The sequence below is a fragment of the bacterium genome, from assembly GCA_040753555.1.
Classification (GTDB): Bacteria; UBA9089; UBA9088; order UBA9088; family UBA9088; genus JBFLYE01.
Genome location: JBFMDZ010000066.1, coordinates 1 through 11,570 on the forward strand (window position 1 = coordinate 1; position 11,570 = coordinate 11,570).

Annotated in this window: 12 protein-coding genes; all 12 read left to right on the plus strand. The window is 34.9% G+C overall.

Going from position 1 to position 11,570, the window contains the following annotated elements; all coding sequences use genetic code 11:
• A partial coding sequence (locus tag AB1630_06740; GenBank protein ID MEW6103494.1) for an SIS domain-containing protein occupies positions 1-543 on the plus strand: 543 nt, incomplete at its 5' end.
• A gap of 6 nt (positions 544-549) precedes the next feature.
• Positions 550-1,554, plus strand: a complete 1,005-nt coding sequence (locus AB1630_06745) for a Gfo/Idh/MocA family oxidoreductase (GenBank protein ID MEW6103495.1) — start codon at positions 550-552, stop codon at positions 1,552-1,554.
• A complete protein-coding gene (locus AB1630_06750; GenBank protein ID MEW6103496.1) occupies positions 1,551-2,033 on the plus strand; it encodes an acyltransferase in 483 nt (160 codons plus the stop codon). Before AB1630_06745 ends, AB1630_06750 begins: the two co-directional genes overlap by 4 nt.
• On the plus strand, positions 2,030-3,142 hold the full coding sequence (locus tag AB1630_06755) for a DegT/DnrJ/EryC1/StrS family aminotransferase (GenBank protein MEW6103497.1): 1,113 nt from the start codon (positions 2,030-2,032) through the stop codon (positions 3,140-3,142). The genes AB1630_06750 and AB1630_06755 overlap by 4 nt, the downstream gene beginning before the upstream one ends.
• Entirely contained in the window at positions 3,133-4,089 is a 957-nt protein-coding gene (locus AB1630_06760) for an NAD-dependent epimerase/dehydratase family protein (GenBank protein MEW6103498.1), read from the plus strand. Before AB1630_06755 ends, AB1630_06760 begins: the two co-directional genes overlap by 10 nt.
• Positions 4,086-5,372, plus strand: coding sequence for a nucleotide sugar dehydrogenase (locus tag AB1630_06765; protein MEW6103499.1), 1,287 nt, complete (start codon positions 4,086-4,088; stop codon positions 5,370-5,372). The genes AB1630_06760 and AB1630_06765 overlap by 4 nt, the downstream gene beginning before the upstream one ends.
• Entirely contained in the window at positions 5,360-6,511 is a 1,152-nt protein-coding gene (locus AB1630_06770; protein MEW6103500.1) for a DegT/DnrJ/EryC1/StrS family aminotransferase, read from the plus strand. Before AB1630_06765 ends, AB1630_06770 begins: the two co-directional genes overlap by 13 nt.
• A 211-nt stretch (positions 6,512-6,722) precedes the next feature.
• Positions 6,723-7,850, plus strand: coding sequence for an ATP-binding protein (locus AB1630_06775; protein ID MEW6103501.1), 1,128 nt, complete (start codon positions 6,723-6,725; stop codon positions 7,848-7,850).
• A gap of 168 nt (positions 7,851-8,018) precedes the next feature.
• The gene (locus AB1630_06780) at positions 8,019-8,594 is read left to right on the plus strand and encodes an acyltransferase (GenBank protein MEW6103502.1); all 576 of its coding nucleotides are present in this window, start codon (positions 8,019-8,021) and stop codon (positions 8,592-8,594) included.
• A gap of 28 nt (positions 8,595-8,622) precedes the next feature.
• Positions 8,623-9,816, plus strand: a complete 1,194-nt coding sequence (locus AB1630_06785) for a glycosyltransferase (protein MEW6103503.1) — start codon at positions 8,623-8,625, stop codon at positions 9,814-9,816.
• Complete coding sequence (locus AB1630_06790) at positions 9,813-11,129, plus strand: oligosaccharide flippase family protein (GenBank protein ID MEW6103504.1); 1,317 nt, start codon at positions 9,813-9,815, stop codon at positions 11,127-11,129. Before AB1630_06785 ends, AB1630_06790 begins: the two co-directional genes overlap by 4 nt.
• Before the next feature lie 50 nt (positions 11,130-11,179).
• On the plus strand, positions 11,180-11,570 hold a 391-nt coding region (gene hslV / locus AB1630_06795), incomplete at its 3' end, for an ATP-dependent protease subunit HslV (protein MEW6103505.1).

Sequence of the window (11,570 nt, forward strand, 5' to 3'; positions counted from 1 at the left end):
AAGGAATTTATAGAGCTACTTGGTTTAATAAGGGTTTCTGATAAAGAGGGAAATAGATTAGCCCTCTTTTATGGGATTGAGCTTGCTTGTAAAATCATTAAAGAAAGAAAAGATAATAAGATATTCTTTATTGGCAATGGCGGAAGTGCGGCCATTGCAAGCCATATGGCAATTGATTTCTGGAAAAATGGAGGAATAAAGGCATTTGCCTTTAATGATAGCTCCCTTTTAACCTGCATAAGTAATGACGTTGGTTATAAATATGTCTTTGAAAAACCCCTTTTAATGTTTGCCAACAAAAATGATATCCTCTTTGCCATTAGTAGCTCTGGGAAGTCTGAAAACATTATAAGGGGTGTTGATGCGGCTTTAAATAAGGGTTGCTCTGTCATAACCCTTTCAGGTTTTGATGAGAATAATCCTTTAAGTTCAATGGGGAATATCAATTTTTATGTTCCAAAAGATAGATATGGCCCAGTTGAGACAATCCACCAATACCTTTGCCATTATATATTAGACATCATTCTTTATGAAAGAGAATAGAGAAAAATGATAAATTTAGGTATAGTGGGTTATGGATATTGGGGACCTAATGTTACCAGAAATTTTATTACAAATGAAGTAGTTAAGATTATTGCTATCTGTGATATGAACCAGGAAGCGAGAAATAGGGCTTGTAAGGCATATCATAATATTAAAATAGAAAAAGATTATAATGAAATTATAGCTTCACCAAATATTGATGCGGTAGCAATTGTTACCCCTGTCTTTACCCATTATGAACTGGCTAAAAAAGCTCTCCTTAATGGAAAACATATCTTTGTGGAAAAGCCATTTACATCCAAGTCTTCTGAGGGAGAGGAGCTGATAGAACTGGCAGAGAAAAGGAATCTTAAGATTATGGTAGACCATACATTCCTTTTTACACCTGCTGTAAGAAAGATAAGGGAGATTGTTGATGATAATATATTGGGAAGGCTTTATTACTACGATTCAACCAGAATAAACCTTGGGCTTTTCCAGCATGATATCAATGTAATTTGGGATTTAGCTCCACATGATTTTGCCATAATGGATTATGTCATAAAGGAAAGACCTTCTGGAATCTGTAGCCATGGGGCAGAGCATTTCAATAGAGGTTTAGAAGATGTGGCATATGTTACCATATATTTTGATAGCAACCTGGTTGCTCATTTTAATGTTAATTGGTTGTCTCCTGTTAAAATTAGAATGACCTTAATAGGTGGAGAAAAGAAGATGTTGACATGGAATGATTTGGAATTAGATGAGAAGATTAAAGTATATGACAGGGGGGTTGAGATTACAACGAAAGAAGGGGTTTATAATCTATTGGCAAAGTATCGCTCTGGCGATATGTGGGCGCCAAAGATAGAGAATGTTGAGGCTTTAAAGCTAGAGACAGAATATTTTATTGATTGTATATTGAATGATAAAACACCCATTAACGATGGGTATGCAGGGTTAAGGGTTATAAAGATGCTAGAGGCATCAAATGAATCCTTGAGAAATAAAGGAAGATTGGTAAGATTATGAAGGAATATTTATGTATATCAAATGATGTAAAACTAGGAAAGAATGTATGGCTTTCAAAATTTATAAACCTTTATGGATGCGAGATAGGAGATAATACAAAGATAGGTGCATTTGTTGAGGTCCAGAAAAATGCTATAATTGGAAAAAATTGCAAGATATCCTCCCATACCTTTATTTGTGAGGGGGTAAGCATTGGAGATAATTGTTTCATTGGCCATGGCGTTATGTTTATAAACGACAACTATCCCAAAGCAACAAATCCTAATGGAGAGATAGAAAGAGAGGAGGATTGGAAAGAAAGGTTTGTTAAAACTATAATAGAAAACAATGTATCCATTGGAAGCAATGCCACAATCCTTGGAAATATAAACATTGGAGAAGGGGCAATCATTGGAGCAGGAAGCGTGGTTACAAAGGATGTTCCTTCCCATCAGGTCTGGCTAGGAAATCCCGCCAGGATGATTAAAACAAGAAAATGAAGAAAATCCCATTGGTGAACCTTAAAGCAGGTTTTCTTCCCATAAAGGAAGAGGCAATGCTGGCTATTGAAGAAGTATTTTCTAAGATGAACCTCTTTCTTGGACCAAATGTTTCTGCTTTAGAGGAGGAGTTTGCTGCTTATTGTGGGACAAAATATGCAATTGGTGTTGGTTCAGGAACAGATGCCCTTCACCTGGCATTACTTGCAGGGGATATTAAAGAGGGTGATGAGGTAATTACATCGCCCCATACATTTTTTGCTACCACAGAGGCAATTGCCTACCTTGGAGCAAGACCTGTCTTTGTTGATATAGACCCTTTTATCTATACGATTGATCCCTCTCTAATAGAAGAAAGGATAAGCTCAAAGACAAAGGCTATCATTCCAATACATATGTATGGACAAGCCGCAGAGATGAATCCTATTTCGGAGATTGCAGCAAAGTATGGCTTGAAAGTCATAGAAGATGCCTGTCAGGCACATGGAGGGGAATATTATGGAAGAAAATGTGGAAGCATAGGAGATATAGGATGCTTTAGCTTCTATTTTACAAAAAACCTTGGAGGATATGGAGAGGGAGGAATGGTTACTACCAATAGTCCAGAAATGGCAGAGAAGGTAAGGCTTTATAGAAACCATGGACATAAGAGCAAGTATGAACACTCTATTATTGGGTATAATTATAGACTTGATGAAATCCAGGCAGCAATATTGAGAATAAAACTAAAACACCTTGATGATTATAATAAAAGGCGCCAAGAGATTGCTAAAAGATATACTCACTTGCTTCAGGACACCCCATTAAAACTGCCAAAAGAAGTAAGTAATAGAAGGCATGTCTGGCATCTTTATGTAGTAAGGACAAGGGAAAGGGATGAGTTTCAGGAATATCTGAGTAATAAAGGCATAGCTACAGGTATCCATTATAAAATCCCTATACATCTACAAGAAGCCTGTAAGCATTATGGCTATAAAGAGGGAGATTTTCCTGAGGCAGAAAAGATAAGTAAAGAAATTTTATCATTACCAATTTATCCTGAGTTAAGCGATGATGATATTGAATATATCGCAATGGCAATAGGAGAATTCTTCAACAAATGGAAATAAAGAAAAAAAATATTCTGATTACCGGTGGTGCAGGTTTTATTGGAAGCCATTTAGTTGAGAGATTATATAAAAGACATAAAATTGTTATATTTGACAATCTAAGAAGAGATTCTTTGAAGTATATCCCGGAATTAAAAGACCATCCAAATGTAAAATTTATAGAGGGGGATGTTTTGGATAAAGAAGGGCTTTTCCTTGCAATGAAGGATTGTGATTATGTAGTCCATTTAGCAGCCATTGCAGGTGTTTCAAGCTATTATAAAAATCCTACTAAAACCCTTAAAGTAAACATTCTTGGAACTACTAATCTTCTTGAATGTTGTAAGGAGTTAAGGATTAAGAAGGTTATTGATTTCTCAACCAGTGAGGTATATGGAAGAGATGCCTATAATGTTAGTGAAGATTCAAATCATTGTATAGGACCTATTAATGATTATAGGTGGACATATGCTGTAAGTAAGCTTGCTAGTGAACAATTGACCCTTAGCTATGGAAAGAAATATGGCTTTAAGGGATTTTCTGTTAGACCATTTAATATATATGGACCAAGACAGACAGGTGAGGGTGCTATTAGCAATTTCTTTAGAGCTGTTGTCCAAAAAGAGCCAATTGTTATATATGGAGATGGAAGCCCTATAAGGGCATGGTGTTATATCAGTGACTGTATTGATGCCATAGAAAGACTGGTTGAGGATGAGACAATAGAAGAACCATCTACATTTAATATTGGGAATCCAAAAGAGACCTGTACTATCCTTTGGTTGGCAAGGCTTATCTCTTATGTTGTTGGCTATGATATTCCCATTATTTTTAGGGAGGTAGAAAGGAGTGAAATTCTTATAAGGATTCCAAATATTGATAGGGCAGTGAGGGTTTTAGGATATAATCCTAAGGTTAACCTGATGGAAGGGCTCAGGCTAACCTATGAACATTTCAAACTACTATGAATCTTTCTGTTATAGGATGTGGTAAAATGGGATTTCCGTTAGCAGTTAATGCGGCTTCTAAGGGATGGAATGTGATAGGCGTTGATATAAATCCAAAAACTGTTGAAATGATTAATAATGGAGAGATGCCCATAGATGAGCCAGGGATAGAAGGAATTCTGAATGATGTTGTAAAAAGAGGTCTTCTAAGGGCAACATTAGATTTAAAAGAAGCTGTTTCAATCGCTGATGTGGTAATAGTAATAGTTCCTGTTTTATTGGATAATTATAATCGTGCAGACCTTATAGGAATAAAGGATGTAGCCCAAAGATTAAGCAAATGTATGAAAAAGAAGGTTCTTATTAGCTTTGAAACCACGCTTCCTGTTGGGACAACAAGGAATATTCTTAAGCCAATCCTAGAAAGCAATGGTTTGAAGGCCGAAGAGGATTTTTATCTTATCTTTAGTCCTGAGAGGGTAAAATCATTGATGGTAATGGAAAGATTAAATAAAACCCCAAAGGTTGTAGGAGGATTAGGTCCATTATCATTAAAAAAAGGGATAGATTTTTATAAATCAATAGTTGATTGTGTAATAGATGTAGGTTCTTTAGAAAATGCCGAGATGGTTAAGCTTATGGGAATGATCTATAGGGATGTAAATATAGCATTGATTAATGAGATGGCCCGATATTGCGATGAGCTTGGCCTTGATATATTAAAGATAATTCAATCTGCAAATACAGACAAAGAGACATATCTACTTGAGCCAGGGATAGGTGTTGGAGGTCATTGTACACCTGTTTATCCCTATTTTTTGATTAATGATGCAGAACAAAGGGGCATAAGTCAATCATTGGCCAAGATGGCAAGAAGAATTAATGATGACCAATCAGAGTATATCATAAACTCTCTTGAAGGCTATTTTGGAGAGCTTACCAACCTAAATGTATTGCTTCTTGGTTTGGGATTTAGACCAGGGGTGAAAGAGGATATCAATTCTCCTGCATACCTTGTAGATAGAGCCCTTAAAACAAGAAAGGTAAAGGTTTTTCTTTACGATCCATTTTACACTCCTAATGAAATCATCCAAAAGGGATTTGGGTATAGTGATATATATAGCAATGATTCTATGGATGCGGTTATCCTGGTAACCGGGCATAAGCCATTTTTAATGCTTGATTGGAGCCGATTAAAAGAAAAAGGGGTAAAGGCATTTGTGGATGGAAGGAATTGTTTTAGAAAAGAAGATGTTGAGAAGGAAGGAATTGCTTATATTCGGTATAAAAGATGGAAGAGATAAATAAGATATTACCTATTTCAAAACCATTTCTAGGAGACGAGGAGGCATTAGCGGCAAAAGAGGCAATCCTTTCTGGTTGGGTATCTCAAGGTCCTAGGGTAGCTGAGTTTGAAGAGAAATTTGCCGAATATGTTGGTTCAAGGTATGCTGTGGCAGTAACCTCTTGCACAACCGCCTTGCATTCTGCCCTTGCTGTCTCTGGGGTTTCTTTTCAAGACGAAGTAATCGTTCCTTCCCTTTCCTTTATTGCCACGGCAAATGCCGTAGTCCATTGTGGTGCAACCCCTGTTTTTGTAGATATAGACCTTGAAACCTGTAATATTGACCCTCAAAAAATAGAAGAAAAGATTACTGAAAAAACAAAGGTAATAATGCCTGTTCACCAAATGGGACTACCTGCTGATCTGGATGCTATTAAAAATATAGCTGACAGATATGAATTAAAGGTAATTGAAGATGCAGCTTGTGCTATTGGCTCTGAATATAAAGGAAAAAGAATAGGAGGATATGGAAACATTGCCTGCTTTAGTTTTCATCCAAGAAAGATAATTACAACAGGTGAAGGTGGTATGATTACCACTGATGACAAAGAGATAGCTGAAAGATTGAGAAGGTTTCGCCACCATGGAATGTCAGTCTCTGACCTTGAAAGGCATAAGGCTAATAAAGTAATTGTAGAATCATATATTGAAATTGAATATAATTATAGGATGACAGATATACAGGCTGCAATGGGTATTGCTCAACTTGAAAAACTTCCGTTTATCCTTGAAAAGAGAAGGGAGATTGCTGAGTTTTATAATAAGGTTCTTTCAGAAATAAAGGTCATTAGGATTCCTAAAATTCCCGATTATATATATCATAACTACCAATCTTATTGGATTGAGATACTTGATTTGTCTCCTATATCAAGGGATATGCTTATGGAAAGGCTTCTTGAAAAGAAAATAGCCACAAGGAGGGGAATTATGGCAATTCATATGGAAGAGTGCTATATAAAACGAGGAAATATGCCAAGGCTTCCAATGACAGAAAGGATAACAAAAAATACTATTCTTCTTCCTATATATCCATCAATGACTAAAGAAGAACAGGAATATGTGGTGGAGTGTATGAGGGAAATTATGAGAAGCTTATAATATGACAAAGATAAACAAAGTTCTGTTTATGGGAAGCAGGAAGAATTGTGTATTTTATTGTAACTATTCAGGTTTTTTAAGTTTTTACAACCTAATATACATAAAAATACAACTTACAAAAGGTGAATAGATACATTTTATTTTAACAAAATAAAATTTTGTGTTATACTTTTATGCGTAATGCAATAATGTATAATTAGAAGGATAAAAAATGGAAAACCCTTTTATATATGGCGAAGTAGTGACCGGGGATAATTTTTGCAACCGAGAAAAAGAAATTAAAAAATTATCAAATGATTTGTTGGATTCTCAAAAAATATTTTTAATTTCCCCAAGAAGATTTGGAAAAACCTCTCTCATAAAGACCGTTTTGGAGGAAATTAGAAGGCAGAATATAAGAACAGTTTATCTTGATATAGAGGGTATTTCTACTTATAAGAAATTCCTGAATACTTATTTAAATGCTTTAATAAAAGAATTTACTACAATAAATAAAATATATGAATTTACTAAAAAAATACTTTCTGGTATAAAATTTGAGTTAAATGTTGATGATAAAGGAAATCCTGCATTAACATTAGGATATAAATCTCTAGATGAAAATTTAGAGATGATTGCATCAAAAATATATGAACTCCCTGCAAAAATTACTAAAAGAGAAAGATTAGTAATTGTATTTGATGAATTCCAAGAAATACTGAAATTAAACGGAAGGCATATTGAAGGTGTTTTACGCTCAGCTATCCAGCATCAACGTAATGTTGGATATATATTTGCCGGTTCTAGAAGACATATTCTAGTTGATATGGCAACCTCACCCGATCGACCATTTTATAGAATGGGTCCAGTAATGTATCTTGAAAGAATTCCAGAAGAAATAATTAAAAAATTTATTTATAAAAAATTTTGCAATACAGGAATAAAAATATCAAAAATCGCAGTAGCAAAAATTATTGAAATGTCAGAAAATATCCCATATTATATCCAAATGTTATCCCATGAATTATGGGATTATGCGGTTATTCAAAAAAAGGGGGCTAATGAAAAAGATATAGGCATAGTATTTAAAGAATTGTTGAAACAATACGATCAAAATTTCCGTGAACACTGGAATAGATTAATTACTACCAAAAGACAATTATTACAAACAATTGCTCATCGTGGCGGTAACAATTTATTATCAAAAGAGATATTAAGTAAAAATGAGCTTGGTTATCCTTCAAGTGTACAAAGAACATTAGAGCTACTGATTGCTGATGGACATATAGATAAGGTTGGTAATACATATTTCATGGTTGATATAGTTTTTAGAGAATGGATTAGGCAATTTACTTTTTAGCGATGTTTTGAATGGTGGCTGAAAAATTTTATGCTATGAGCACATTAAAGAGAATAATAGAGCTAAAAATAGAAAGGTTCAATTTAAACCTAAAGGGGTTAATGTTTATACATCGATGGGAAAGGAAGAACAGGAATTTGTTGTTTTGTGGATTAAGGAGATAATAGGATGATGTGGAAAGATGCTTGGAAATTAGAAATTCCTAAAGATAAAGAAATATTTGAGCTTCATAAGGTATTGCGGGAAGAGATAAAGAAAAGGTGGAATCGTGCTCTTCCGTTTAATGAAGAGCTGTTTGATCGCTGGGAAAGGGCGGAATACTTAGGATTTGGTAAAGAAAGCAGTATTTATGACAGCTCTATAGTTATGGGGGATGTAAGGGTTGGGGAGAACACATGGATAGGTCCATTTACCATCCTTGATGGCTCCGGAGGTTTAAAAATTGGTAGCTATTGCAATATCTCATCTGGAGTCCAAATTTATACCCATGATTCTATAAAATGGTGTCTAACTAGAGGAGGAGCAAAGTATGAATATGACTCTGTTGTAATTGGAGACTGTTGTTATATAGGCAGTTTGAGTATAGTAAATAAAGGGATTAATATAGGAGAACACAGTTTAATCGGAGCAAATAGTTTTGTCAATAAAGATATCCCTCCCTATTCTATTGCTTTTGGTAGCCCTGTTTCAGTAGTGGGTAAGGTTGAAATAGAAAAAGACAAAGTAAATCTTGTTTATTTTTGATAAGGAACAAAAAAGATATTCCATTTAAATGAAAATCTTATTCTTTGACCCCTACAATATTCAAAACATTCCCTATTGCTTGGTATCTTTTCTGCGAAAGAAGGGGATAGATGCAGAGCTACTCTTTGATGTTAATGCTGAAATAAAGGGTGGTGATCTTCCAAATGCTAATGATCCTCTTTTAAGGTCCAAAGCAGATTATTCTTTTTGGATTCATCAGAAGGTAATTTCTTCCAGTATTCTCAAGAATCCATTTAGCTTAATAGAAATAATAAATTTTTTAAAGGGGTATGAGCTTATAGTATGCTCGGGATTTGCTCCAATCTTTGCATATTGGGCAAAAAAGCCTTTCATATTTTTAAGTTATGGTAGCGATCTTGACCAATTAGCAACTCAAGGATGGTCAGGAGACCCTAAAAGATACTTAAATTACAAAAGAAGATTGCTTTCTTTTTTTATTAAACATAGCCTAAGAGCTGCTTTAAAGAAGGCATCTTTTGTTTTAATTTTGCCTCATCAGATAGAGACTGCCAAGAGATTAGGGCTTAAGAGATTAAGATGTTACCAGCACATAATGGATACAACTATCTTTAAACCAATGGAAGGGCTGGAAAGAAAAAGAGAAAAAGAAAGGATAAAGAAAGATCTAGATTGTTCTCTTCTTATCTTTCATCCCACAAGGCAATGCTGGAAGGACAAAGATATTAAAGACTGTAAGGACAATGATAAGCTGTTTAAGGCCTTTGCGAGATTTCTTGTCTCAACAAAGACAAATGCTAAACTAATAGCAATAGAGAAGGGTTGGGATTTGGAAGAGAGTAAAAGGCTGGTAGAGGGACTGGGAATAGGAGAAAATGTGATTTGGATGGCACCTATGGAAAGGTTTAAGTTGGGATTCTACTATAATGTAGCAGATATAGTGGCTGATCAGTTTAATGTAGGTGCATTTGGCATAGCGACAGTAGAATCTATGGCGTGTGGAACACCTGTTTTTGCTTACTTTAATCCAGAGTATAAAGATTTCTTTTATGGTGGACTTCCACCCGTAGTAAATACAAAAACAGAGGATGATATATTCCTTAAACTATGTGAATTGGCAACAGATGAAAAATTAAGGGTAAGAATCGGAAAAGATTCTTACGATTGGATAATAAAATATACCGATTGGGAGGTAGCTTGCAATAGATACATTGAGCTTTTCAAAGAGGCTTTATCCAAATGAGCTTTGCAAAATGGGGATCGGCGACATTAGGATGCCAAATAATTGGTCTTTTTTGTGCTGCTATTAGAGGGATGATAATCGCCCATATATTAGGGCCAGAAGGAAATGGAATAGTTACATTAACCCTTCTTTATCCCGAGCTATTCTTTAATCTATTTTATCTATCCCTTCCCGCTTCCTATGTCCATTATATTGGAAAGGGAGGATATAAAATTGGAAACTTTGGCGCTAACTCCTTGCTTTTTACAGGAATATTGGGTGGGCTTTCAATCCTTTTCTTCATACCTACATTTATTTTCTTTAAAGAATGGTTTTATCCTGGAATGAAAGGGGTTTATCTTTTAGTAACTATGCCCCTTACCCCTTTTATTATGACAATTTATTATTTCTCAGCCATATTGCAAGGAACCTATAATATCCGTGATTATAACCTTGTTTTTCTTTTATGGAAAATTTTGGGAATGCTACTTGTTGTAGCCCTTGTTTTTATCTTAAAATTAGAGGTATGGGGGGCAATCATAGGAGGAGGATTAGCTATTATCTTCTCGGGAATTTTAGGGATATATCTAGTATCTCGCATTACAAAAAAAGAAAAATGGCAGATTAATTTTTCCCTCTTAAAAGAAACCTTAAAAGATGGATTAAAACTACATATAGGATGTATTGCCTCATTCTTGCGGAGTAGAGTAAATCTATTTCTCATTAATTATTACTTAAGCGTGAAGGATGTAGGGTTATTTTCTGTTTCTCTTGCTATTTCTGAGCTTTTACTGCTTATCCCTTACTCTACAAGTACTGTGCTTTGGCCAAAGGTAGCATCTTGTGATGAAAAAGAGGCAAGAAGATTAACCGCCTTAGTCTGCCGCCATACATTACTTTTGGCAATTGTTGGTGGAATAATCATTGGAATAGGAGCAAAATTTTTTGTTTTAATCTTTGGAGGAAGGCAATTCCTGCCTGCTATACCATCGTTGATAATCCTTATTCCAGGAATGGTAATTTATTCTATTGGTCAAAGTGTTAATGGTTTAGTTATAAGGCATAAGAAATTTTTATTGGCATCCTATATCTCTCTTTTTCTAACATTTGTGAACATTATGGCTTGTATTATTCTTATTCCCCATTATAAACTTATGGGAGCGGCATTGTCTACCCTGCTCACAAATGTTTTAATGTGTATTTCTGGGATGTTCTTTTTCTCTTTATTGGGAAAAGGAAACATTAAGGAGTTATTTATCTTTACCAAAGAAGACCTTTTACTTTACAAAGACTTATTGAAAAGATGTATGGGCAAACTTAAGCATCTATCATAAAGGATTTTATTGGCTTTACAAAAACAAAAAGAAAGTTTATAATTTAAAATGTGAAAGGGACAACAATTATTGCTGTAAAAAAGGATGGAAAGGTAGCCATTGGTGGAGATGGTCAGGTTTCATTGGAAAATACAATCATAAAACACAAGGCAAAAAAGATAAGGAGGATATATGAGGGAAAGGTTTTGGCTGGTTTTTCTGGCTCTGTGGCTGATGCCTTTACATTGGTTGAAAGGTTTGAGGGAAAGATAAAGGAATACAAAGGAAATCTGCAAAGGGCGGCTGTTGAGCTTGCAAAGGAATGGAGAATGGATAAATATTTAAGGAGGCTTGAGGCAATGCTTGTTGTCTGTGATAAAGAAAATCTTTTACTTATCTCTGGAGGTGGTGAGGTTATTGAGCCAGATGATGGAATTTTATCTACAGGATCAGGTGGTCCCT

What these genes read in the sequence shown, in the direction of transcription:
- AB1630_06745 (MEW6103495.1), top strand. Translation starts at nt 550, where the DNA reads ATGATAAATTTAGGTATAGTGGGTTATGGATATTGGGGACCTAATGTT.
- AB1630_06750 (MEW6103496.1), top strand. Translation starts at nt 1,551, where the DNA reads ATGAAGGAATATTTATGTATATCAAATGATGTAAAACTAGGAAAGAAT.
- AB1630_06755 (MEW6103497.1), top strand. Translation starts at nt 2,030, where the DNA reads ATGAAGAAAATCCCATTGGTGAACCTTAAAGCAGGTTTTCTTCCCATA.
- AB1630_06760 (MEW6103498.1), top strand. Translation starts at nt 3,133, where the DNA reads ATGGAAATAAAGAAAAAAAATATTCTGATTACCGGTGGTGCAGGTTTT.
- AB1630_06765 (MEW6103499.1), top strand. Translation starts at nt 4,086, where the DNA reads ATGAATCTTTCTGTTATAGGATGTGGTAAAATGGGATTTCCGTTAGCA.
- AB1630_06770 (MEW6103500.1), top strand. Translation starts at nt 5,360, where the DNA reads ATGGAAGAGATAAATAAGATATTACCTATTTCAAAACCATTTCTAGGA.
- AB1630_06775 (MEW6103501.1), top strand. Translation starts at nt 6,723, where the DNA reads ATGGAAAACCCTTTTATATATGGCGAAGTAGTGACCGGGGATAATTTT.
- AB1630_06780 (MEW6103502.1), top strand. Translation starts at nt 8,019, where the DNA reads ATGATGTGGAAAGATGCTTGGAAATTAGAAATTCCTAAAGATAAAGAA.
- AB1630_06785 (MEW6103503.1), top strand. Translation starts at nt 8,623, where the DNA reads ATGAAAATCTTATTCTTTGACCCCTACAATATTCAAAACATTCCCTAT.
- AB1630_06790 (MEW6103504.1), top strand. Translation starts at nt 9,813, where the DNA reads ATGAGCTTTGCAAAATGGGGATCGGCGACATTAGGATGCCAAATAATT.